Below are 24,188 nucleotides of genomic sequence, written 5' to 3'. Positions count from 1 at the left end.
TGGGCCGAAGCCCGCCGCCCGGATAGGACGTGCGTGGTTAAATCGCTACATATTCAAGTTGTTGTGTCGGAATTAAGTGCCCTGATTAGCCGACGGCGTGAAGTTCGTTGAGTCTGTGGATACCCGCAGTGCCAGTCATACCGTCCCAGTTGTCGCCTCGTCCTTCTCGCCAGCCATTGATCCAGGCTTGGCGCACCGACGGTAGAGTAAATGGGCAAAGCTCACGGGATTTTCCATGAACGCCATATTGATATCCGCGTAAAAATGCTCTTTCCAACGGATCACGCTTAAGTCTTCTCATAGGGTGTTTCCCTCACTTGTTGACTGTCTAGATATCCTTCGGCCTCGTGTGAGGCCGGGCAGAGTTTTTCTGCCGTTGGTGGGCTCGCTGCCGGCGTGGCGAGCCGAAGTGTCGACGTCGTTACGGCGCCAACCTGTGTTGAGTTCTAACCAATAGGTCACATGGATTCAATGATCGTTTTGTCATAAGCACGTAACGATAACGATGCTATAGCCATAAGCTGGGATGGCTTTTCGCCCCTTTTCCTAGGCAAAGCCAGCTATGATGTGCCCTGCGAAGAGAATGTGTTTAATCCTTTGGTGAGAATGCCCGCCTGTTGCAGTCGGTTATTATTCGACGAAGGGTCAGAATATTTCTTTTTGTTGCTTCAAATTCTTCTTCTGCCCCGTCACTAAAGGCCCAAAGGCCCGTCAGACGAGGTGGAGCGGCACATTCGTGCCACGCGAGCACTCTTCAAGAAAAGTGCTTGATTGAAAACCGAACCGGCGATGCGTCGCCCGTTCATTGATTGCTGAAAAGCCTGGAATGCCCCATGTCGGACCGTTTTGAACTCTTCCTCACCTGCCCCAAGGGCCTCGAAGGCCTGCTGATCGAGGAAGCCGTCGGGCTTGGCCTTGAGGACGCCCGCGAGCACACCTCGGCCGTGCGCGGCATGGCCGACATGGAAACCGCCTACCGCCTGTGCCTGTGGTCGCGTCTGGCCAACCGGGTGTTGCTGGTGCTCAAGCGCTTCCCGATGAAGGACGCCGAGGACCTCTACCACGGCGTGCTGGATATCGAATGGGCCGACCACATGGTCAGCGACGGTACGCTGGCGGTGGAGTTCAGCGGTCACGGCTCGGGCATCGACAACACCCACTTCGGCGCGCTGAAGGTCAAGGATGCAATCGTCGACAAACTGCGCACCCCGACTGGCGAACGTCCGTCCATCGACAAGATCAACCCGGACCTGCGCATCCACCTGCGCCTGGACCGTGGCGAAGCCATCCTGTCCCTGGACCTGTCCGGCCACAGCCTGCACCAGCGCGGCTACCGCCTGCAGCAGGGTGCCGCGCCGTTGAAGGAAAACCTGGCGGCCGCGATCCTGATCCGCGCTGGCTGGCCACGCATCGCTGCCGAAGGCGGCGCATTGACCGACCCGATGTGCGGCGTCGGCACCTTCCTGGTCGAAGGCGCAATGATCGCCGCCGACATGGCGCCCAACCTCAATCGCGAACTGTGGGGCTTCACCACGTGGCTCGGACACGTCCCGGCGTTGTGGAAGAAGCTGCACGCCGAGGCCACCGAACGTGCCGCTATCGGCATGAACAAAACTCCGCTGTGGGTGCGTGGCTATGAAGCCGATCCGCGTCTGATCCAGCCGGCCCGCAACAACATCGAGCGCGCCGGCCTGAGCCACTGGATCAAGGTGTACCAGGGCGAAGTCGGCACGTTCGAGCCGCGCCCGGACCAGAACCAGAAAGGCCTGGTGATCTGCAACCCGCCGTACGGCGAGCGTTTGGGGGACGAGGCCAGCCTGTTGTACCTCTACCAGAACCTTGGCGAGCGTCTGCGCCAGGCTTGCATGGGATGGGAAGCTGCAGTGTTCACCGGCGCGCCGGACCTGGGCAAGCGCATGGGTATCCGCAGCCACAAACAGTATTCGTTCTGGAACGGCGCGTTACCGTGCAAATTGTTGCTGATCAAGGTCAACCCGGACCAGTTCGTCACCGGCGAGCGTCGTACCCCGGAGCAGCGCCAGGCTGAACGTGAGCAAGCGGCTTACGACCAGGCCCCGACCGAACCGGTCGAGCGTCAGTACAACAAGAACGGCAACCCGATCAAGCCAGCCCCGGCCCCGGTGGTCGAACAGGCGCGCTTGAGCGAGGGCGGGCAAATGTTCGCCAACCGTCTGCAGAAAAACCTCAAGCTGCTGGGCAAGTGGGCCAAGCGCGAAGGCGTGGATTGCTACCGCGTGTACGACGCCGATATGCCGGAGTACTCCATGGCTATCGACCTGTATCACGATTGGGTGCATGTGCAGGAATACGCCGCGCCGAAGTCCATCGACCCGGAAAAAGCCTCGGCGCGCATGTTTGACGCGCTCGCGGCAATTCCCCAGGCACTGAACGTCGACAAAAGTCGCGTGGTGGTCAAGCGTCGCGAGCGTCAAAGCGGCACCAAGCAATACGAGCGTCAGAGCGCCCAGGGCAAGTTCACCGAGGTCAGCGAAGGTGGCGTGAAGCTGCTGGTCAATCTCACCGACTACCTGGACACCGGCCTGTTCCTCGACCACCGCCCGATGCGCCTGCGCATTCAGAAGGAAGCGGCGGGCAAGCGTTTCCTCAACCTGTATTGCTACACCGCCACCGCCAGCGTGCACGCGGCCAAGGGTGGCGCGCGCAGCACCACCAGTGTCGATTTGTCCAAGACCTACCTGGACTGGGCGCGTCGCAACTTCTCCCTCAACGGCTTTTCCGACAAGAACCGCCTGGAACAAGGTGATGTGATGGCGTGGCTGGAAGCCAGTCGCGATGAGTTCGATATGATTTTCATCGACCCGCCGACCTTCTCCAACTCGAAGCGCATGGAAGGCATTTTCGACGTGCAGCGTGACCACGTGCAATTGCTCGACCTGGCCATGGCGCGCCTGGCGCCGGGCGGCGTGCTGTACTTCTCGAACAACTTCCGCAAGTTTCAGCTGGAAGACAACCTCAGCGAACGCTATGCGGTCGAGGAGATCAGCGACAAGACCATCGACCCGGATTTCGCGCGTAACGCCAAGATCCACCGCGCCTGGAAAATTACCGCACGCTGATGCGTGTGGCGAGGGAGCAAGCTCCCTCGTCACAGCCGGTATTTACGCTGGTCAAACCCCCACCGATGGCTATAACTTAACGTCCAGCCAAAGTGACACCCCCCGCACGCTGGCGTTGTGAGTATCGCCTATGCCAATGCAAGCCGTACGCCCGAAGATCCTTGGTTTTATCAGTGAACAGGCATCGGCTTGGCTGGTGGCATTGGTGGTTTTGGCAATCGGTAGCGCACTGACCCTGGTCATCGCGTGGGCCGCTGCCGACCTCAATCAGCAGCAGGTGCGCCAGCGCTTCCAGTTGCTGGTCAATGAGCGCTACAGCCGGATTCAGGAGCGCTTCGAAGACCAGGAGCTGCGCCTGGATAGCCTGCGCCGCTTCTTCGTCAATTCCGGCGAGGTGTCTCGCAGCGAATTTGACGGCTTCGCCCAGCCTTTGTTGTTGCATGCGCGTGCCTATGCCTGGGCGCCGCGTGTGCCTCGGGATCAGCGCAGCCGGTTTGAACAGGACATCTCGCGCCAGCGCGGCGTACCTTTCAACATCCGTGAACTGAATTCGGCAGGTGAGTTGGCGCCCGCTTCCGAGCGCGATGAATATGTACCGGTGTTATACAGCCAGACCCAAAGTCTGCTGGGCTCGCCGTTGGGGTTTGATCTGCTGGCCCAACCCCTGCGGCGCGCTGTGCTGGAGCGTGCGCAGAAAAGCGGCAAGGTGGCGGTGTCCCAGCCCATGCAATTGGTCGGCGTGGAACCGGCCTATGCCGCAGGGGTACTGTTGGTGGCGCCGGTCAGCAAGACCGTCGATGTCCAGCCGTACGGTTACGTCATGGCGGTGATCAGCCTGCGCCAACTGGTGGCCGATGGGTTGCCCAAGGCAAACCGGGATAACCTGGCGATGCAGATCGTCGACACCTCCGACACTGAGCAGCGTGTGCTGTATGCGTCCAGCAATGCGCCGGGCGGCAGCGATCTTGTCGCCGCCCGACGTCTTACCCTCGGTGACCACGTCTACGCGCTGAGCCTGCGTGCCAGTGAGGTATTCGACAAGGCCAACCATTCCTCGACCAACACCATACTGATCATGGGCGTGCTGCTGAGTGTGCTGCTCAGTGCCTTGCTTTATGTGCTGGTCAGCCAACGCCAGCGGGCGTTGACCCTGGTGGAGCAGCGTACCGCTCAGTTGCGCCTGCGTGAACAGGAGCTACGGGGCGCGCATGGTCAATTGCGCAGCGTGTTGAATGCGGCGACGCACGTTGCAATCATTGCCACGGACTTGCGCGGTGTCATCAACATGTTCAATGCCGGGGCCGAGCGCATGCTGGGGTTCAAGAGTGAGCACGTGGTGGGCCGCCTGACGTTGGAAAGTCTGCACCTGGCCGCCGAGCTCGAGACCCGCGCCACGCGCTTGAGTGTGGCGCTGGGCAAGCGTATCGCGCCGAGCCAGGCGATGCTGGTGGAAAGTCCCGACGGTCAACAGGATGCCCGCGAGTGGACGCTGGTGCGCGAGGACGGCAGCCCGTTGACCGTAAATATGCTGGTCACGGTGTTGCTGGATGACCATGGCCTGTGGGTCGGGCACTTGGCGATTTACCTGGATGTCACTGAGCAGAAGCGCGCCTATGAAGCGTTGGCCGCGCGCGATCGCTTGCTGAAAAAGCTCAGTGCCCATGTGCCTGGCGGCATCTTCCAGTTCACCCTGGAGCCCCACAACAGCTGGCGCTTCATTTACGCCAGCGAAGGCATGCGCGATATCTATGAGATCGAGCTTGGCGTGTTGCAGCAGGATGCGGGCAAGCTCCTGGAACGCATTCACCCCTTGGACCTTGAGCGGGTACGCGCGTCGATACGCTTGTCGGCGCTGCAACTGAGCCATTGGCGCGAAGAGTATCGCGTGCAGCTGCCCCAGCGCGGCCTGCGCTGGATTCGTGGCGAGGCCACGCCGGAGGAATTACCCGGCGGCGGTACGTTGTGGCACGGTTATGTGTCGGATATTTCTGACCTCAAGCGCGTGGAAGAAGAGTTGCGCACGCTGTCCATCACTGACTCCCTGACGGGCATCCACAATCGCCGCTATTTCCAGGACCGCGTGAAAGCCGAACTGCTGCGCCACACCCGTACGTCTGGGGCGCTGTCGGTGATCATGCTGGATGTCGACCACTTCAAGCGGGTCAACGACCAGTACGGGCACGGCGCCGGGGACGGTGTGTTGCAGGAGCTGTGCAGGCGAATCAGCCAACGCTTGCGCCGCACCGACGTGTTCTGTCGGTTGGGTGGGGAAGAATTCGTGGTGCTATGCCCGCACACCGATGGCGCCCAGGCTTACCACTTGGCGACGCAGTTGTGGCAGTCGTTGCGCAGCACGCCGATGGCGCCGGCTGGCATCGTCACCGCCAGCTTTGGGGTGGCCAGCTGGCGTGTCGATGAAGGCATTGACGGGTTGCTGCTGCGCGCGGACTCGGCGGTGTATACCGCCAAGCAGACGGGCAGAGACCGGGTGGAGCTGTGTGACAGCGGCGTTGAATAGGTCTAGAGCACCGGTGCGGCTGCAACCGCCTTCGGTTGGCGATACAGGTCCAGCAGTACTTGGTCCAGCACCGACGACGCGCCCCACGGCTTGGAGTCGTTAAGAATCGCCACCACCGCCCAGGTGTTGCCGTTGTTGTCACGGCTGAACCCGGCGATGGCGCGCACGGTGTTCAAGGTTCCGGTCTTCACATGGGCTTCGCCGCGCATGGCGGTGGTCTTCAGGCGTTTACGCATGGTGCCGTCGGTGCCGGCGATCGGCAGCGAGCTGATGTACTCGGCGGCGTAGGGGCTTTTCCAGGCCGCTTGCAGCATGGCCGCCATTTCGCGGGCGCTGATCCGTTCGGCGCGGGACAGGCCGGAACCGTTCTCCATCACCAGGTGTGGCGCGGTAATGCCTTTTTTCGCCAGCCATTGACGTACTACGCGTTGCGCGGCCTTGGCATCGTCGCCATCAGCATCGTTGCGAAACTGCGCGCCCAGGCTCAGGAACAGTTGCTGGGCCATGGTGTTGTTACTGTATTTGTTGATGTCGCGGATGATTTCCGCCAGGTCCGGCGAGAATGCCCGGGCCAGGACCTTGGCATCCTTGGGCACTGGCGCCTGGATATCGCGGCCCTGGATGGTGCCGCCCAATTCCTTCCAGATCGCACGCACGGCGCCGGCGGTGTAGGTGGCATGGTCGAGCAGCGACAGGTAGGTCTGTGAACTGCAGCCGTCCGCCAACTGGCCACTGACGGTCACGGTCATACTGCCATCGGCGGCGGTCATCGGGCTGTAGCGCACGTCGCCAGTGCACTGTTTGGCGTTGGAGACTTTCACCTGGTTGTCGATGCGAATGCTCGCAATCGGCGGCTCGACCGACACGATCACCCGCCCGGCATCGTTGCGTGTCACGAAGCGCAGGGCTTTGAGGTTGACCAGCAGCGCATCGGGCTTGACCAGGAACGGCTTGTTCTCGTCGTTGCCGTCGTCATTGAACTCCGGCAATTGCGGCTGGTGGAAGAAGTTGCGGTCCAGCACCAGGTCGCCGGTGACCTGCTGTACGCCGTTGGCGCGCAGGTCGCGCATCAACAGCCAGAGTTTTTCCATATTCAGCTTGGGATCGCCGCCGCCCTTGAGGTACAGGTTGCCGCGCAACACGCCGCCGCTGAGTACGCCGTCGGTGTAGAACTCGGTTTTCCACTGATGGTTGGGGCCGAGCATCTCCAGGGCCGCGTAGGTCGTCACCAGTTTCATGGTGGAGGCAGGGTTCACCGACACGTCGGCATTGAACACGGTCGGCGTACCAGGGCCGTTCAGCGGCAACATCACCAGGGACAACGCGGTATTTTGCAGTTTTGCCTTCTGGAGGGCCTGTGCGACGCTGGGGGCAGGGTGGTATTGATGGGGGCGGCGGTGGCGCAAACGGCCAGTGGCAGGAGAACACCGGCGAGGAAAACAGAACGTAAAGATTTGATCATAGGAAATAAAACCCTACTGCTGAGAAGGGTGAAAAAGGCGAGGGGTATGGAAGAAAATCCCTCATTGGTCACGAAAGTGTCGGCATTATGCCCCAAGCTGAGCTTACGTGTAGCTGAACGATAGCGGGTAAACCGGGTTTTTTTATCGGCAAAGCGCCGCCCGTCCCAGAGAGTCGGGCAATTGCCGCCTTAAACTGCTAAAGTGCCGCCCGTTATTACTTATGAGGATTGTTCCAATGGCGACTAACCGTTCCCAGCGTCTGCGCAAAAAACTGTGCGTTGATGAATTTCAAGAGCTGGGTTTCGAACTGAACCTGGACTTCAAAGAAGGCCTGAGTGAAGAAGCTATCGACGCTTTCCTCGAAGCATTCATCAAAGAAGCCATGGAAGCCAACGGTCTGGGCTATGTCGGCGGCGATGACTACGGTCTGGTTTGCCTGCAGAAGCGCGGCTCGGTCTCCGAAGAGCAGCGTGCTGCTGTCGAAGCCTGGTTGAAAACCCGTTCCGAGCTGACCAAGGCTGAAGTCAGCCCGTTGCTGGACGTGTGGTATCCGGAAAAGCCGATCAACGCGGCTAAGTGATACTGAAAAAAACGGCGACCTGAGGGTCGCCGTTTTTTTATGCCTTGCGTCCGTTCAGGATCAGCAGCGTCAACACCCCCGCCACAATCCCCCAGAACGCCGAACCGATGGAAAACAACGTCAAGCCTGACGCGGTGACCATGAAGGTAATCAGCGCCGCTTCCCGTTCCTTCGGCTCATTCATGGCGATGCTCAGGCCATTGATGATCGAGCCAAACAATGCCAGGGCCGCGATCGACAGCACCAGTTCCTTGGGCAACGCTGCGAACAGTGCCGCCAAGGTGGCGCCGAACACCCCGGCAATCCCGTAGAACACCCCGCACCACACGGCGGCGGTGTAGCGCTTGTTGCGGTCTTCATGGGCGTGCGGCCCGGTGCAGATCGCCGCGCTGATCGCCGCCAGGTTGATGCCGTGGGAGCCAAAGGGCGCCAACACCAGTGAGGCGAGGCCGGTGGTGGTGATCAATGGCGAGGCCGGCACGCTGTAGCCGTCGGCGCGCAGCACGGCGATACCCGGCATGTTTTGCGAGGTCATCGCCACCACGAACAGCGGGATGCCGATACTGATGGTCGCCGCCAGTGAGAAGTGCGGCGTGGTCCACACCGGTGCCGCGACTTCCAGGTGAAAGCCGCTGAAGTCCAGCAGCCCCATCAAGCCCGACAGCAGGGTGCCGATCACCAGTGCAGCGAGCACGGCATAACGCGGCGACAGGCGCTTGATGACCAGGTAAGTGAAAAACATCCCCAGCACCAGGCCGGTGCGATGCTGTGCGGCGACGAAGATTTCGCTGCCGATCTTGAACAGAATCCCCGCCAGCAACGCCGCCGCCAGTGAGGCAGGGATGCGCTTGACCAGTTTTTCAAAGCTGCCGGTCAGCCCGCAGAGGGTCACCAGCACCGCGCAGGTGATGTAGGCGCCGATGGCCTCGCCGTAGGTGACCCCGCCCAGGCTGGTGATCAACAGCGCCGCGCCGGGTGTCGACCAGGCAATGGTGATCGGCGTGCGATAGCGCAGGGACAGGCCGATGCTGCACACCGCCATGCCGATGGAAAGCGCCCAGATCCACGACGAAATCTGCGCCGTGGTCAAACCGGCGGCCTGGCCGGCCTGGAACATCAGCACCAGCGAGCTGGTGTAGCCGGTCATCATGGCGATGAAACCGGCGACGATGGCCGAAGGTGAAGTGTCGGCCAGCGGGCGCAAGGGCGCTTGGGTGGCGTCGGTCATGGAAAGATGTTCCTTGTGCAAGAGAAGTTGCGGATTCAAGCCTAAACTCAAACGCAACGACTCATTGCAATACAGCCGACGCCGCAAACAGCCGTACAGTGTGTTGGCGCAGTGGGTTGTGTACAATGTGCCCTGTTTTCAGGTGATACTTGCCAGCGACCCGCTGTTGCCGTATTACCGTTAATTCGCCGCCGTTCTCCAAACCCGAGTGCCCATGAACGAACAGTTGCAACCTCTCAAGAAACAACCGCGAGCCGGCAAGGCCGGTCGCAGCGGAACCCAGGACGATATCGTCTATGCGCATATCTTCGAGGCGATCCTCGAACAACGCCTGGCACCCGGCACCAAATTGAGTGAAGAGGCACTGGGCGAAATCTTCGGCGTGAGCCGCACCATCATTCGCCGCGCGTTGTCGCGCCTGGCCCATGAAGGCGTGGTGCTGCTGCGGCCCAATCGTGGCGCGGTCGTCGCCAGCCCGAGCGTCGACGAGGCCCGCCAAGTGTTCATGGCGCGGCGCCTGGTGGAGCGGGCGATCACCGAGCTGGCGGTGCAGCACGCTACCGCTGAGCAGCTGGCCCAGTTGCGCCAGATGGTCAACGACGAACGCGACAGTTTCTCCCGTGGCGACCGCGGCGCCGGCATCCGCCTCTCCGGCGAATTTCACTTGAAGCTGGCTGAAGCGGCGAAGAATGCGCCGCTGATCAGCTTCCAGCGCAGCCTGGTGTCCCAGACTTCCTTGATCATCGCCCAGTACGAAAGCGGCAACCGCTCGCACTGTTCCTACGATGAACACACCCAACTGATCGACGCGATCGAAGCCCGGGATGCGGTACTGGCGGTGGATTTGATGATGCATCACATGGACCACATCGACAGCAAGCTCAACCTCGATGAGGAGAGCGCGTCGGATGATCTGCATGCGGTGTTCTCGCATTTGTTGCAGACCAAGAAGCCAGGGCGCTCGTCGGTAAAACTGTAACTTCCCTGACTCACCTGGGATAAAAATGTGGGAGGGGGCTTGCTCCCGATTGCGGTGTATCAGACAACATATTTGTTACTGACCGACCGCTATCGGGAGCAAGCCCCCTCCCACATTTGTTTTGTGTTGCGGCTGAAATTAGCGTTGGTGCACCAACTGCCCCGCTGCATACGTCCGCAACACCGTCCGGTCATCCCCCAGGGTCATCAACACAAACAACGTCTCGGCAATGTTATTCGCCTGCTTCAAGCGATAGCTCAGCAACGGCGTAGCGTTGTAGTCCAACACTAAAAAGTCCGCATCCGTCCCCGGCTGCAACGTGCCGATCTTGTCTTCCAGGCGCAGCGCGCGCGCACCGCCCAGGGTGGCCAGGTACAGCGACTTGAATGGACTCAACCGCGCGCCCTGCAACTGCATGACTTTGTAGGCTTCATTCAGCGTTTGCAGCAGCGAGAAGCTGGTGCCGCCGCCCACGTCGGTGCCCAGGCCCACATTCAATTTGTGCTTCTCGGCCATCGGCAGGTTGAACAGGCCACTGCCGAGGAACAGGTTCGAGGTCGGGCAGAACGCCACGGCCGAGCCGGTTTCTGCCAGCCGCGCGCATTCGTCGTCGCACAGGTGCACGCCATGGGCAAACACTGAGCGTTCGCCGAGCAGTTTGTAGTGGTCGTACACATCCAGATAGCCGTTGCGCTCTGGAAACAACGCCTTCACCCATTCGACTTCCTGCTTGTTCTCACTGATGTGGGTCTGCATATACAGGTCCGGATACTCCCCCAGCAGTTGCCCGGCCAACGCCAGTTGCTCCGGCGTGCTGGTGGGGGCGAAACGTGGCGTGACCGCATAATGCAGGCGGCCCTTGCCGTGCCAGCGCTCGATCAGTGCCTTGCTTTCCTGGTAGCCGGATTCCGGCGTGTCGGTCAGATAATCCGGTGCGTTGCGGTCCATCATCACTTTGCCTGCGATCATGCGCAGGTCGAGTTTTTCGGCGGCTTCAAAGAAGGCGTTCACCGATTGCGGGTGCACGCTGCCGAACACCAGCGCGGTGGTGGTGCCATTGCGCAGCAGTTCCTTGATGAAAATATCCGCCACTTCGTCAGCGTGCGCCTTGTCGGCGAACTGGCTTTCACACGGGAAGGTGTACGTGTTGAGCCAGTCCAGCAACTGCTCGCCATAGGCGCCGACCATGCCGGTCTGCGGCAGGTGGATATGGGTGTCGATCAGGCCGGGGGTGATCAGCGCATCCTGGTAGTGCGTGACGTCGATATCGGCAGGCAGGGTCGGCAGCAGGTCGCTGGCGTGGCCAAGCGCGCTGATCCGGCCATTGTCGATCACCAGCAGGCCGTCTTCGAAATACTCATAGGACGCGTCGATGCCAACCTCGGCGGGGTCGGCGATGCTGTGCAGGATGGCGGCACGGTAGGCTTTGCGGGTCAAAGGCATGCTGATCTCAATTCTTGGCTTGGCTGCGGCGAGATACCGGCAGCAGTTTGGCGATGGGCTCGGCGCTGGCGGTGTGCTGGCCGAAATGGGCGTTATAGGTGGCGATGATTTCGCCGGCGATGGAAATGGCGATCTCTACCGGCAATTTGCCCTTCACCTCGCTGAGGCCCATCGGGCAGCGCAGGCGTTGCAGGTGCGCGGTGTCGAAGCCGCGATCGCGCAGGCGATGTTCGAACTTGACCCGTTTGGTTTTGGAGCCGATCAGGCCGAAGTAGGCGAAGTCATTGCGCTTGAGCAGGGCGGCGGTCAGTTCCAGGTCCAGTGCGTGGTTGTGGGTCATGACGATGCAGTAGCTGCCCGCCGGCAAGTCGGCGATTTCGTCGACCGGCTCTTCGCTGACGATTTTACGCACGCCCTGGGGGATGTGTGACGGAAACTCCTGCTCGCGCGAGTCGATCCAGCGCACCCGGCACGGCAGGCTCGCCAGCAACGGCACCAGCGCACGTCCCACATGGCCGGCGCCGAACACCGCAATTTGCGCCTGCACCTGGCCCATGGGTTCGAACAGCAGCACCGTCACGCCGCCGCAGCACTGGCCCAGGCTCGCGCCGAGGCTGAAACGCTCCAGGTGGGTGCTCTGCTGGCCACGGGCAAGCATGTCGCGGGCGATGTGCGTCGCCTTGTATTCCAAGTGCCCGCCGCCGATGGTGTCGAAGGTGTGGGCGGCGCTGATCACCATCTTCGAGCCGGCGTTGCGCGGCGTGGAGCCAAGCTCTTCGATGATGGTGACGAGCACGCAGGGTTCGCCTTGGTTCTGCAGGTCGGCGAGGGCGCTGATCCAGTTGTTCATGGTCACCTCTTGTGGTGTCTGTTCGGCCGCTATCGGGGGCAAGCCCCCTCCCACATTTTGACCTCATTCTTCCTGCAAATGAGGACCACTGTGGGAGGGGGCTTGCCCCCGATGGCAGCGCCTCGGTCTAGAGCGAAGCCATCTCGGTTTGCGCCTCAACAACGGTCGCCACCTGCAACTGCCGCATCTGCTCACACCCCCACAACACCCGCTCCGGCGTGGCCGGCGCATCGATCCTGGGTTGATGCCGATAGTCACCCAGGCTCGCCACTGCATCCTTGATCGCGCACCACGAGGCAATCCCGAGCATGAACGGCGGTTCACCCACGGCCTTGGAATGGAACACCGTGTCCTCCGGGTTCTTGCGGTTTTCCACCAGCTTGACCCGCAGGTCCAGCGGCATGTCCGCCACGGCCGGGATCTTGTAGCTGGCCGGGCCGTTCGTCATTAGCTTGCCCTTGTTGTTCCACACCAGCTCTTCCATGGTCAGCCAGCCCATGCCCTGGATAAACCCGCCTTCCACCTGGCCGATGTCGATGGCCGGGTTCAGCGAGGCGCCCACGTCATGCAAGATGTCGGTGCGCAGCATCTTGTATTCGCCGGTCAGGGTGTCGACGATCACTTCGCAGCACGCCGCGCCAAAGGCGAAGTAGTAAAACGGCCGCCCGCGTGATTGGCTGCGGTCGTAGAAGATCTTCGGGGTTTTGTAGAAGCCGGTGCTCGACAGCGAGACCTGAGCGAAATACGCCTGCTGGATCAGCGCCTCGAAGCTCAGGATCTGTTCACGCACGCGCACATAACCGTTGCGAAATTCCACGTCCGCCTCGCTGACGTCGTACTTGCGCGCGGCAAATTCCACCAGGCGCTGCTTGATGGTTTCGGCGGCATTCTGCGCGGCCTTGCCGTTCAGGTCGGCGCCGCTGGAGGCTGCTGTCGGCGAGGTGTTGGGCACCTTGTCGGTGTTGGTGGCGGTGATCTGCACGCGGTCGATGTCCACCTGGAATACTTCGGCCACCACCTGGGCGACCTTGGTATTCAGGCCCTGGCCCATTTCGGTACCGCCATGGTTCAGGTGAATGCTGCCGTCGGTGTAGATGTGGATCAGCGCACCGGCCTGGTTGAGGAAGCTGGCGGTAAACGAAATGCCGAATTTGACCGGGGTCAGCGCCAGGCCTTTTTTCAGGATCGGGCTGTGGGCGTTGTACAGGCGGACCGCTTCGCGGCGCTCGGCATATTGGCTGCTGGCCTCAAGCTCGGCGGTCATTTCTTCGAGCATGTTGTGCTCGACGGTCTGGTAGTAGTGGGTGACGTTGCGTTCGGTCTTGCCATAGTAATTGGCCTTGCGCACGGCCAGCGGGTCCAGCGCCAGATGGCGGGCGATGGCATCCATCACTTCCTCGATGGCGACCATGCCTTGGGGGCCGCCGAAGCCGCGATAAGCGGTGTTGGAGGCGGTGTTGGTCTTGCAGCGATGGCCGTTCACCGTCGCGTCGCCCAGGTAATAAGCGTTATCGGCATGGAACATCGCGCGGTCGACAATCGAGTTGGACAAGTCTGGCGAACAGCCGCAGTTGCCGGCCAGGTCCAGGTTGATGCCGTGCAAACGGCCGGCGTCGTCGAAGCCCACGTCGTATTCGATGTAGAAGGGGTGGCGCTTGCCGGTCATCAGCATGTCTTCGACCCGCGGCAGGCGCATCTTGGTCGGCTGGCCGGTGAGGCGCGCCACCACCGCGCACAGGCAGGCGGGGCTGGCGGCCTGGGTTTCCTTGCCGCCGAAGCCACCGCCCATGCGGCGCATGTCGACGACGATTTTGTTCATCGACACGTCGAGCACTTCGGCGACAAGCTTCTGCACTTCGGTGGGGTTCTGCGTGGAGCAGTAGACGATCATCCCGCCGTCTTCGGTGGGCATCACCGAGGAAATCTGGGTCTCCAGGTAGAAATGTTCCTGGCCGCCGATGTGCAGCGTGCCCTGGATGCGGTGTTGAGCCGTTGCCAAAGCGCCTGCCGAATCACCGCGTTGATGGGTGTGGCTGTCGAGCACGAAGTGTTTGTTGCGAAACGCCTCGACCACATCCAGTACTGGCTCCAGGTCTTGGTATTCGATCACCGCCGCCATGGCCGCTTTGCGGGCGGTCTCAAGATCACGGGCGGCCACGGCCAGTACCACCTGGCCGACGAACTGCACGGTGTCGATGGCCAGCAGCGGATCGCCGGGCATCAACGGGCCGATGTCTTTCAGGCCCGGTACGTCTTCGTGGGTGATCACGATACGCACGCCGTCGAAGGCGTAGCAGGGCGCGGTGTCGATGCTGAGGATTTTCGCGTGGGCGCGGTCGGACATGCGCGCATACAGGTGCAGCTGGTTGGGGAATTCGAGGCGGTCGTCGATGTACTGCGCCTCACCGCTGACATGCTTGGCGGCGCTGTCATGCTTGACGCTGCGGCCGACCCCGGAGGTCAGGTCGCGGGCGAACAGTTCGGCCAGTTCGGCCTGGGTTTTTTCCACGGCGTGATGGTTAGACATAAGCGGTCACCCGAGTCTCGATGTGCGGCGTTTGCAGTTCGATGAAGTATTTGCGCAACAGGTTCTGCGCGCTGAGCAGGCGGTATTCCTTGCTGGCGCGGAAGTCCGAGAGCGGGGTGAAATCCTCGGCCAGGGCGGCGCAGGCTTTCTCCACGGTGGCGGCGTTCCAGGTGGCACCCGTCAGCTGCGTCTCGCAGTGCCTGGCGCGCTTGGGGATGGCGGCCATGCCGCCGAAGGCGACGCGGGCCTCGCTGACCACACCGTTGTCGAGCTTGAGGTTGAAGGCGGCGCACACGGCGGAAATATCATCGTCCAGGCGCTTGGAAACCTTGTATGCGCGAAACAGCGAGTGGCCTTTGGGTACGATGATTTTCTCGATGAATTCGCTGTCCTGGCGGGCGGTCACGCGGTAGTCGATGAAGTAGTCTTCCAGCGCCAGGGTGCGCCGGGTATTGCCCTTGCACAGCACAATCTGTGCGCCAAGAGCGATCAGCAACGGCGGCGAATCACCAATCGGCGAGGCGTTGCCGATATTGCCGCCCAGGGTGCCCTGGTTGCGGATCTGCAGCGAGGCGAAGCGATGCAGCAATTCGCCGAAGTCGGGGTATGCGTGGTGCAGCGCGGCGTAGCAGTCGGAGAGGGCGGTGGCGGCGCCGATTTCCAGGCGGTCGTCGAAGGATTCGATGCGCTTCATTTCTTCAATATTGCCGACGTAGATCATCACCGGCAGGGTGCGATGGAACTGGGTGACTTCCAGCGCCAGGTCGGTGCCGCCGGCCAGCAGGCGGGCTTGCGGATAAGCGTCGTAGAGGTCGGCCAGGTCGCTGACAGTCAGCGGCACCAGGCAGCGTTTGTCGCCACTGTTGAGTTCACCGGTTTGCGTCGGCGCAATGGCCTTGAGCTGCGCGATGGTCCGGGCCTCGCGGCTGTCGAACTGGTCCTGGGGCTTGTTGCAGCAGGCCTGTGCGGCAGCGGCCAGAATCGGGCGATAGCCGGTGCAACGGCACAGATTGCCGGCCAGGGCTTCGTGGGCTCTCTGGCTGTCGGGGGCGTCGCTGTTCTTTTGCAGGGCAAACAACGACATCACGAAACCCGGGGTGCAGAAGCCGCACTGTGAACCGTGGCACTCGACCATCGCCTGTTGCACGCTGTGCAGTTGGCCCTGGTGCTTGAGGTCTTCGACACTGATCAGTTGCTTGCCGTGCAGCGACGAGACAAAGGTCAGGCACGAATTGAGGCTGCGATAACGAACCTGCTCGACGCCTTGATCGTTGCGGTGCAACTCGCCGACCACCACGGTGCATGCACCACAGTCGCCGCTGGCGCAGCCTTCCTTGGTGCCGGATTTGCCCACATGCTCACGCAAATAGTTGAGCACGGTCAGGTTGGGGTCCAGGGCGTGCTCGCTACGGAGTTCCTGGTTAAGTAAAAACTGGATCACGGAAGGCCTCGCAGATTCATTATTGTTGTTAACCGCTTTGCGCCGAATCTAGTCATGTCTGACTTTTCGGTCAATGATTTTCTGACCTAAGGGTCAAGAAACTGCGGTCACAACCTATTCAATTATGGTTCAGTCTTCTGGAACCGGTGTTTTCAGGGGCTTGTGGCTTTCCAGGCTTGCGTGTTTCATGCCAAATTCGCCACCGTGGGCGTAGCGCCATCAGCGGGCCAATGCGCTACACTGCCGCGCTTGTACCGATAGCAGATTTTGAAGGGAAAACATGACGTTCAAGGCGCCGGACAGTCTCGCCGAGCAAATCGCTCACCACCTCGCCGAACGTATCATTCGCGGCGATCTCAAGCCTGGGGAGCGGATCCAGGAACAGAAAGTCACGCTGGCGCTGAATGTCAGCCGTGGTTCCGTGCGCGAAGCCCTGCTGATCCTCGAGCGCCGGCACTTGATCGCGATCCTGCCGCGCCGTGGCGCCCACGTCACCGAACTCAGCGCACACAAAGTGCAGAGCCTGTGTACGTTGATGGGCGAGATGTACATCCTGCTCGGCAATGCGGTTGCCGAAGGCTGGCAGACCCAGGCCGACATGGCGCCCTTCCTGCAAATCCAGCAGCGCCTGATGGCCAGCTATGAGCGCCAGGACATCCGCGCCTTCGTCGAAGAAAGCTTCAATGTGATGCGCGCCGCGTACCCCTTCGCCAACAACCCATATCTGCAGGAAACCGTCGAGAACCTGCAGCCGGCGATGAACCGTGCCTATTATTTGGCCCTGGAGCAGCGCAAGGCGGAAATGAGCGAGTACCTGACGCTGTTCGAACAGCTGCTCGCTGCCGTGCTGGCCCGTGACCTGGCGCAGATCCGCCTGGTGTTGTCGGCCTACTGCCAGCGCAGCAGCACGCTGGTGATCGCAGCGTTGGCGGACGCCTAAGCGTGCGGCTCAAGTGCATCAAATTGGCGGGGTTCAAATCCTTCGTCGACCCGACCACGGTGAACTTCCCCAGTAATATGGCGGCGGTGGTCGGGCCCAATGGCTGCGGCAAGTCGAACATCATCGACGCCGTCCGTTGGGTGATGGGCGAGAGCTCGGCGAAAAACCTGCGCGGCGAGTCGATGACCGACGTCATCTTCAACGGCTCCACCAGCCGCAAGCCGGTGAGCCAGGCCAGCATCGAACTGGTGTTCGACAACTCCGACGGCACCCTGGTCGGCGAATACGCGGCCTACGCGGAAATCTCCATCCGCCGTAAAGTCACGCGCGATAGCCAGAACAGTTACTTCCTCAACGGCACCAAATGCCGTCGACGCGACATCACCGATATCTTCCTCGGCACAGGCCTGGGCCCGCGCAGCTACTCGATCATCGAACAGGGCATGATCTCCAAGCTGATCGAAGCCAAGCCCGAAGACCTGCGCAACTTTATCGAGGAAGCGGCGGGCATCTCCAAATACAAGGAGCGCCGCCGCGAGACCGAAAACCGCATCCGCCGCACCCATGAAAACCTCGCCCGGCTGACCGACCTGCGCGAAGAACTGGAGCGCCAGCTGGAGCGCCTGCACCGCCAGGCCCAGGCCGCCGAGAAGTATCAGGAATACAAGGCCGAAGAGCGCCAGCTCAAGGCCCAATTGTCGGCCCTGCGCTGGCAGGCGTTGAACGATCAGGTCGGCCAGCGCGAGGCGATCATCGGCACCCAGGAAGTCAGCTTCGAAGCGCTGGTGGCCGAGCAGCGCAACGCCGACGCCAGTATCGAACGCCTGCGGGACGGGCACCATGAGCTGTCCGAACGCTTCAATCTGGTGCAGGGGCGCTTCTATTCAGTGGGCGGCGATATTGCCCGGGTCGAACAGAGCATCCAGCACGGCCAGCAGCGTCTGCGCCAGTTGCAGGACGATCTGAAGGAAGCCGAACGCGCACGCCTGGAGACCGAATCGCACCTGGGCCACGACCGTACCTTGCTGCTGACCCTGGGCGAAGAGTTGGACATGCTCACCCCCGAGCAGGAAATCACCAGCGCCGCCGCCGAAGAAGCCGCGGCGGCGTTGGAAGAGGCCGAAACCAGCATGCACGGCTGGCAGGAGCAGTGGGACACGTTCAACCTCAAATCCGCCGAACCGCGGCGCCAGGCCGAGGTGCAGCAGTCGCGTATCCAGCAACTGGAAACCAGCATGGAGCGTTTGGCCGAGCGTCAGCGCCGTCTGCAGGAAGAGCGCGTGTTGCTCGCCGCCGACCCGGAAGACGCGGCGATCCTGCAGTTGAGCGAGCAACTGGCCGAAAGCGAAATGACCCTGGAAGAGCTCGAAGCCAGCGAAGCCCAGCAAGTGGAGCGCCTGGAACAATTGCGCCAGCAACTGCACACCGCAACCCAGGCGCAGCAACAGGCCCAGGGCGATTTGCAGCGCCTCAACGGGCGGCTGGCCTCATTGGAAGCCTTGCAGCAAGCCGCGCTGGACCCAGGCACCGGCACCGCCGAGTGGCTCCGCGACCAGCACTTGGCCGAACGCCCGCGCCTGGCCGAAGGTTTGAAAGTAGAAGCCGGTTGGGAGCTGGCGGTGGAAACCGTGTTGGGCGCCGACCTGCAAGCGGTGCTGGTGGATGATTTTGGCGGCTTCGACTTGGCCGGTTTCGCCCAGGGTGACTTGCGCCTGCTCAGCCCGGCTGCCGATGGCACGCGCGTGCCGGGCAGCCTGCTGGACAAGGTCGAGGCGGCGATTGACCTGTCGCCGTGGCTGGGCCAGGTCAAACCTGTGGAAACCCTTGAGCAGGCTTTGGCCCAGCGCGGCCAGTTAGCGGCCGGCGAAAGCCTGATCAGCCGTGACGGTTACTGGGTCGGCCGGCACTTCCTGCGCGTGCGGCGTGCCAGCGAAGCTGAAAGCGGCGTATTGGCCCGTGGCCAGGAAATCGTCAACCTGAGCGCCGAACGTGAAGAGCGCGAAGCCACCTTGGAAAGCCTGGAAACCGAGCTGCAAACCCTGCGCGCCACTCAGCGCCAGCAAGAGACCGGCCGCGAACACCTGCGCCGCCTGTTGCAGGACGAGGCGCGCCAGCAAGGCGAACTCAAAGCCCAGCTGTCGGCGAGCAAGGCCAAGGTCGAACAGCTGACCCTGCGCCGCTCCCGCCTTGACGAAGAAGTCGCCGAGATGGGCGAACAGCGCGCCCTGGAGCATGAACAGGTCGGCGAAGCGCGCCTGCACCTGCAGGAAGCCCTCGACAGCATGGCCCTGGACACCGAGCAGCGCGAACTGCTGCTGGCCCAGCGCGACAGCCTGCGCGAACGCCTCGACCGCGTACGCCAGGAAGCCCGTCAGCACAAAGACCACGCCCACCAGTTGGCGGTGCGCCTGGGCTCGTTGCGTGCCCAGCATGATTCCACGCGCCAGGCCCTCGAGCGCCTGGAGATGCAATCGGAACGCCTCACCGAAAAGCGCGAGCAACTGAGCCTCAACCTGGAGGAGGGCGAAGCGCCCCTTGAAGAACTGCGCCTCAAGCTTGAAGAACTGCTCGACAAACGCATGAGCGTCGACGAAGAACTCAAGACCGCGCAGATCGCCCTGGAAGACGCCGACCGCGAACTGCGCGACGCCGAAAAGCGCCGCACCGTGGCCGAGCAGCAGTCCCAGTTGATTCGCGGCCAGCTCGAACAACAGCGCATGGAATGGCAAGCCCTGACCGTGCGCCGCAAGACCTTGCAGGATCAACTGCTCGAAGACGGTTATGACCTGCACGGCGTGCTCAACACACTGACCGCCCAGGCCAACGAGAAAGACGCCGAAGAAGAACTTGAGCGGATTGCCGCGCGTATCCAGCGACTCGGTGCGATCAACCTCGCGGCCATCGATGAGTACCAGCAGCAATCCGAGCGCAAGCGTTATCTGGATGCCCAGGACGCCGACCTGGTCGAAGCCCTCGACACCCTGGAAAATGTGATCCGCAAGATCGACAAGGAGACCCGCAACCGCTTCAAGGATACCTTTGATCAGATTAATGGCGGTTTACAGGCGTTATTCCCAAAAGTTTTCGGTGGTGGCAGCGCCTACTTGGAACTGACGGGCGAAGATCTACTCGATACAGGGGTAACGATCATGGCGCGGCCTCCGGGCAAGAAGAACAGCACCATCCATTTGTTGTCCGGCGGCGAAAAGGCCCTGACGGCGCTGGCGCTGGTATTTGCCATTTTCAAGCTGAACCCGGCACCGTTCTGCATGCTCGACGAAGTTGACGCACCGCTGGATGACGCTAACGTTGGACGCTACGCTCGGCTGGTCAAGGAGATGTCCCAGACCGTGCAGTTCATCTATATCACCCACAACAAGATCGCCATGGAAATGGCCGATCAGTTGATGGGCGTGACGATGCACGAGCCAGGCTGTTCGCGTTTGGTGGCGGTGGATGTGGAAGAAGCGATGAAGATGGTGGACGCCTAGCGGCGAGTTGTGAGTTTCAAGGGGCAAGCTGCAAGTGAGTTGGCTTGAAGCTTGTAGCTCAGGGCTTGTAGCCACAGTTGGAGCTGGCTGTAGGAAATTACCTACCATGCCTAAAAGCTGGCAATTCGACACATTTCGCTGCAACTGTGTAAAGTTATCTTTGGTCGTGCTAGTTTAATGTCAATTTTTCGTATGCGTGGGCAAAACGTCAGTCAGAACATAGAGTTGGCGCCACGTTTTAAAGCGGTTTGCACGGTGCTAAACCCCTTATTTTTCAGCATTTTTTATAGAGGCACGGGATTACATGGAAATCGGTCTGCGCGAGTGGCTGATCGTCATCGGCATCATTGTCATTGCCGGTATTCTTTTTGATGGCTGGCGCCGCATGCGCGGTGGCAAGGGCAAGCTTAAATTTCGCCTGGACCGAAACCTGTCCAACTTGCCCGACGACGACGGCAGCGCCGAGTTGCTGGGACCTCCCCGTGTGCTGGACACCCACAAGGAACCGCAATTGGACGAGCACGACCTGCCGTCGATGAGCGCGCCGGTGCGTGAGGCCCGTGAGCCGTCGTCCAAGCGCGGCAAGCGCGGCAGTGCTGGCGTGGCCGAGCCGCATCAGGGCGACTTGAATCTCGATGTCGACGAAGGCCCGAGCTTCAGCAGCCGCGACGATGACTTCCCGGATGAAAACGCCGGCAAGAACGCCCCGCGCCAATCGGTCAACGATCAGCCGGCCGCCGAAGAAGTGCTGGTGATCAGTGTGATCTGCCGCGATGCCGGTGGCTTCAAAGGCCCGGCGCTGTTGCAGAACATCCTTGAAAGCGGCCTGCGCTTTGGCGAGATGGATATTTTCCACCGTCACGAGAGCATGGCGGGTAACGGCGAAGTGCTGTTTTCCATGGCCAACGCGGTCAAGCCGGGCACGTTCGACCTGGACGATATCGACCTGTTCAGCACCCCGGCGGTCAGTTTCTTCCTCGGCCTGCCAGGCCCGCGTCACCCGAAACAAGCGTTCGACGTGATGGTGGCCGCAGCGCGCAAGCTGTCCCAGGAACTGAACGGCGAGCTCAAGGACGACCAACGCAGCGTGCTCACCGCCCAGACCATCGAGCATTACCGTCAGCGCATCGTCGAGTTCGAGCGTCGCGCCCTGACACAGAAACGCTGAGGATTGCGCTTCGGCGTTGTCAGTAGAATAAGCGCACTAACATATTGAGCAGCTTCGGCTGCTCTTTTGCTTTATGAGAGAACACCCATGACCGCCGCCCATACCCGCATCCTCGAACTGCGCGCTGAACTGGATCAGCACAACTACCGCTACCACGTCCTCGACGAGCCGAGCATTCCGGACGTCGAGTACGACCGCTTGTTCCATGAGCTCAAGGCCCTGGAGGCCGAGCATCCGGAACTGGTGACGCGTGATTCACCGACGCAGCGGGTCGGCAGTGCGGCGCTGTCGGCGTTCACCCAAGTCAGGCATGAAATCCCGATGCTCAGCCTGGGCAACGCCTTCGATGAAGCGACCATGCTCGAATTCGATCGGCGGGTGACCGAGGGGCTGGACCTGCCGGCCGGTGACCTGTTCAGCGGCGTCGAATACAGCTGCGAGCCGAAGCTGGACGGCCTGGCGGTCAGCCTGCTGTACCAGGACGGCGAGTTGGTACGCGGCGCGACCCGAGGCGACGGTACCACCGGCGAAGACATCAGCATCAATGTGCGCACCGTGCGTAACATCCCGTTGAAGCTGCACGGCAGCGGCTGGCCGGCCACCCTGGAAGTGCGCGGTGAAGTGTTCATGTCCAAGGCTGGGTTCGAGCGCCTGAACGCCTCGCAGCTGGAGGTGGGCGGCAAAACCTTTGCCAACCCGCGCAATGCGGCCGCCGGCAGCCTGCGCCAACTGGATTCGAAGATCACCGCCAGCCGCCCGCTGGAATTCTGCTGCTATGGCATCGGCCAGGTGACGGCGGATATCAGTGACACCCATATCGGTAACCTCAAGCAGTTGCAGAAGTGGGGCATGCCGATCAGTCATGAACTGAAGCTGGCCAAAGGGATCCAGGAATGCCTGGACTATTACCGCGACATCGGCGCGCGGCGTAACAGCCTGTCGTATGAAATCGACGGCGTAGTGTTCAAGGTCAACAGCATCGCCGCCCAGCGTGAACTGGGCTTCCGCGCCCGCGAGCCGCGCTGGGCCATTGCGCATAAATTCCCGGCCATGGAAGAGCTGACCGAGTTGCTCGACGTGGAATTCCAGGTCGGCCGCACCGGTGCCGTCACGCCCGTGGCACGGTTGAAGCCGGTCAAGGTGGCGGGTGTGACCGTGTCCAACGCCACCCTGCACAACATGGACGAAGTGGCGCGCCTGGGCCTGATGATCGGCGATACAGTAATCATCCGCCGCGCCGGGGATGTGATCCCGCAGGTGGTGTCGGTGGTGGCCGAGCGTCGCCCGGAGCACGCCCGCGCCGTGCAGATCCCCGAGCACTGCCCGGTATGCGGTTCCCATGTGGAGCGCACGCAGCTGGTCAAGCGCAGCAAGGGCAAGGAAACCGTCAGCGAAGGCGCGGTGTACCGCTGCGTCGGGCGCCTGGCCTGTGGCGCGCAGCTCAAGCAGGCGATCATTCATTTCGTCTCGCGCCGCGCCATGGACATCGACGGCCTGGGCGACAAGACCATCGAGCAACTGGTGGATGAAAAACTCATCGGCTCGCCCGCCGACCTCTACAAGCTCAAGTACGAGCAGATCATCGACCTGGAAGGTTTTGCCGATATTTCCAGCAAGAAGCTGATCGCCGCCATCGAAAACAGCAAGACGCCGACCTTGGCGCGGTTTATCTACGCCCTGGGTATTCCCGATGTGGGCGAGGAGACCGCCAAGGTGCTGGCGCGCTCCCTGGCCTCCCTCGAGCGTGTGCAGAAGGCATTGCCGGAAGTGCTGACATACTTGCCGGACGTGGGCCTGGAAGTGGCGCACGAGATCCATAGCTTCTTTGAAGACAGCCATAACCAGGACGTGATCGGCGCGCTGCTTTCGCCCGATGAATGCGCCCTGCAATTGCAGGAACAGGGCGACCTGAGCGCCGAATTCGCCGCCAGCACCGCCCTGGGCGGCCTGCTCGACAAGCTGCACGTGCCCTCCGTGGGGCCGGGCGCGGCGCAAAAACTGGCGGACAAGTTCGGCAGCCTCGAAGGCGTGATCAAGGCCGACTGGCTGGACATGCGCCAGGCCCTGCCCGAAAAACAGGCCAAGGCCGTACGTGAGTTCTTCGATAATCCGGACAACGCCCGCCATGCCCTGGCCATCGAGCAGCAGCTCAAAGACTTCGGCATGCATTGGCAGAGCGAGAAAAAGGTCGTCGAAGGCCTGCCGGAAGCCGGGCATACCTGGGTGCTCACCGGCTCCCTGGAGTTGATGAGCCGCGACGTGGCCAAGGACAAGCTGGAAAGCCTCGGCGCCAAGGTGGCCGGTTCCGTTTCGGCCAAGACCCATTGCGTGGTGGCCGGGCCCGGCGCTGGTTCCAAGTTGGCCAAAGCCAGCGAATTGGGGCTTAAAGTGCTGGACGAGGAGGCCTTCGTCGCGTTCCTGGCCGGGCACAATATCCCCGTATGACGATCGTTCCCACGCTC

The 24,188-nt window shown here is 61.6% G+C and carries 14 protein-coding genes and 1 pseudogene; 8 read left to right on the top strand and 7 right to left on the bottom strand.

Annotated elements, in window-relative coordinates; all coding sequences use genetic code 11:
* Nucleotides 1–85: 85 nt before the first annotated feature.
* Complete coding sequence (gene rmf / locus C4J93_RS19345) at nt 86–301, bottom strand: ribosome modulation factor (protein ID WP_002553055.1); 216 nt, start codon at nt 299–301, stop codon at nt 86–88.
* Between the two features lie 532 nt (nt 302–833).
* Between rmf and rlmKL the strand changes: the two genes are divergently transcribed.
* Complete coding sequence (rlmKL, locus tag C4J93_RS19340) at nt 834–3,098, top strand: bifunctional 23S rRNA (guanine(2069)-N(7))-methyltransferase RlmK/23S rRNA (guanine(2445)-N(2))-methyltransferase RlmL (protein ID WP_124430236.1); 2,265 nt, start codon at nt 834–836, stop codon at nt 3,096–3,098.
* A 130-nt stretch (nt 3,099–3,228) separates the two neighbouring features.
* On the top strand, nt 3,229–5,616 hold the full coding sequence (locus tag C4J93_RS19335) for a GGDEF domain-containing protein (RefSeq protein WP_124430235.1): 2,388 nt from the start codon (nt 3,229–3,231) through the stop codon (nt 5,614–5,616).
* A gap of 2 nt (nt 5,617–5,618) precedes the next feature.
* Here C4J93_RS19335 and dacB read toward each other — a convergent pair.
* Nucleotides 5,619–7,078 (bottom strand): annotated as a pseudogene (dacB, locus tag C4J93_RS19330) (D-alanyl-D-alanine carboxypeptidase/D-alanyl-D-alanine-endopeptidase).
* 236 nt (nt 7,079–7,314) lie between these two features.
* Here dacB and C4J93_RS19325 point away from each other — a divergent pair.
* Entirely contained in the window at nt 7,315–7,659 is a 345-nt protein-coding gene (locus C4J93_RS19325; RefSeq protein WP_010208515.1) for a YggL family protein, read from the top strand.
* Between the two features lie 37 nt (nt 7,660–7,696).
* Here the strand turns inward: C4J93_RS19325 and C4J93_RS19320 are convergent, their stop codons facing one another.
* Entirely contained in the window at nt 7,697–8,887 is a 1,191-nt protein-coding gene (locus tag C4J93_RS19320) for a benzoate/H(+) symporter BenE family transporter (RefSeq protein WP_124363918.1), read from the bottom strand.
* Between the two features lie 214 nt (nt 8,888–9,101).
* Here C4J93_RS19320 and C4J93_RS19315 point away from each other — a divergent pair, with 214 nt between their 5' ends.
* Nucleotides 9,102–9,866: a GntR family transcriptional regulator gene (locus tag C4J93_RS19315; RefSeq protein ID WP_124363916.1), complete on the top strand. Its 765-nt coding sequence runs from the start codon at nt 9,102–9,104 to the stop codon at nt 9,864–9,866.
* 138 nt (nt 9,867–10,004) lie between these two features.
* On the opposite strand, the gene guaD is transcribed toward C4J93_RS19315, so the two are convergent.
* From guaD to xdhA, 4 genes are all read right to left on the bottom strand, one after another.
* Nucleotides 10,005–11,309 (bottom strand): guanine deaminase, encoded by a 1,305-nt coding sequence (gene guaD / locus C4J93_RS19310; protein WP_124430234.1) that lies wholly within the window; start codon nt 11,307–11,309, stop codon nt 10,005–10,007.
* Between the two features lie 7 nt (nt 11,310–11,316).
* On the bottom strand, nt 11,317–12,159 hold the full coding sequence (xdhC, locus tag C4J93_RS19305; RefSeq protein ID WP_124430233.1) for a xanthine dehydrogenase accessory protein XdhC: 843 nt from the start codon (nt 12,157–12,159) through the stop codon (nt 11,317–11,319).
* Nucleotides 12,160–12,286: 127 nt separating this feature from the next.
* Nucleotides 12,287–14,686: a xanthine dehydrogenase molybdopterin binding subunit gene (xdhB, locus tag C4J93_RS19300; RefSeq protein ID WP_124430232.1), complete on the bottom strand. Its 2,400-nt coding sequence runs from the start codon at nt 14,684–14,686 to the stop codon at nt 12,287–12,289.
* On the bottom strand, nt 14,679–16,127 hold the full coding sequence (xdhA, locus tag C4J93_RS19295) for a xanthine dehydrogenase small subunit (RefSeq protein ID WP_124430231.1): 1,449 nt from the start codon (nt 16,125–16,127) through the stop codon (nt 14,679–14,681). Before xdhA ends, xdhB begins: the two co-directional genes overlap by 8 nt.
* 280 nt (nt 16,128–16,407) lie before the next feature.
* Here xdhA and C4J93_RS19290 point away from each other — a divergent pair, with 280 nt between their 5' ends.
* The 4 genes from C4J93_RS19290 (at nt 16,408) to ligA (ending at nt 24,171) form a co-directional block, all read left to right on the top strand.
* Nucleotides 16,408–17,067: a GntR family transcriptional regulator gene (locus C4J93_RS19290; protein WP_124363911.1), complete on the top strand. Its 660-nt coding sequence runs from the start codon at nt 16,408–16,410 to the stop codon at nt 17,065–17,067.
* Between the two features lie 2 nt (nt 17,068–17,069).
* Complete coding sequence (gene smc / locus C4J93_RS19285; protein WP_124430230.1) at nt 17,070–20,558, top strand: chromosome segregation protein SMC; 3,489 nt, start codon at nt 17,070–17,072, stop codon at nt 20,556–20,558.
* Nucleotides 20,559–20,862: 304 nt separating this feature from the next.
* Nucleotides 20,863–21,726, top strand: a complete 864-nt coding sequence (gene zipA, locus C4J93_RS19280) for a cell division protein ZipA (protein ID WP_124367939.1) — start codon at nt 20,863–20,865, stop codon at nt 21,724–21,726.
* An 87-nt stretch (nt 21,727–21,813) separates the two neighbouring features.
* Nucleotides 21,814–24,171, top strand: coding sequence for an NAD-dependent DNA ligase LigA (gene ligA / locus C4J93_RS19275; RefSeq protein WP_124430229.1), 2,358 nt, complete (start codon nt 21,814–21,816; stop codon nt 24,169–24,171).
* The last annotated feature ends 17 nt before the right edge of the window (nt 24,172–24,188 follow it).

It is taken from the genome of Pseudomonas sp. R2-37-08W (assembly GCF_003851705.1).
Lineage (GTDB): Bacteria > Pseudomonadota > Gammaproteobacteria > Pseudomonadales > Pseudomonadaceae > Aquipseudomonas.
Note: the sequence above shows the minus strand (reverse complement) of the source record. Positions and strands in the feature narration are given on the sequence as shown.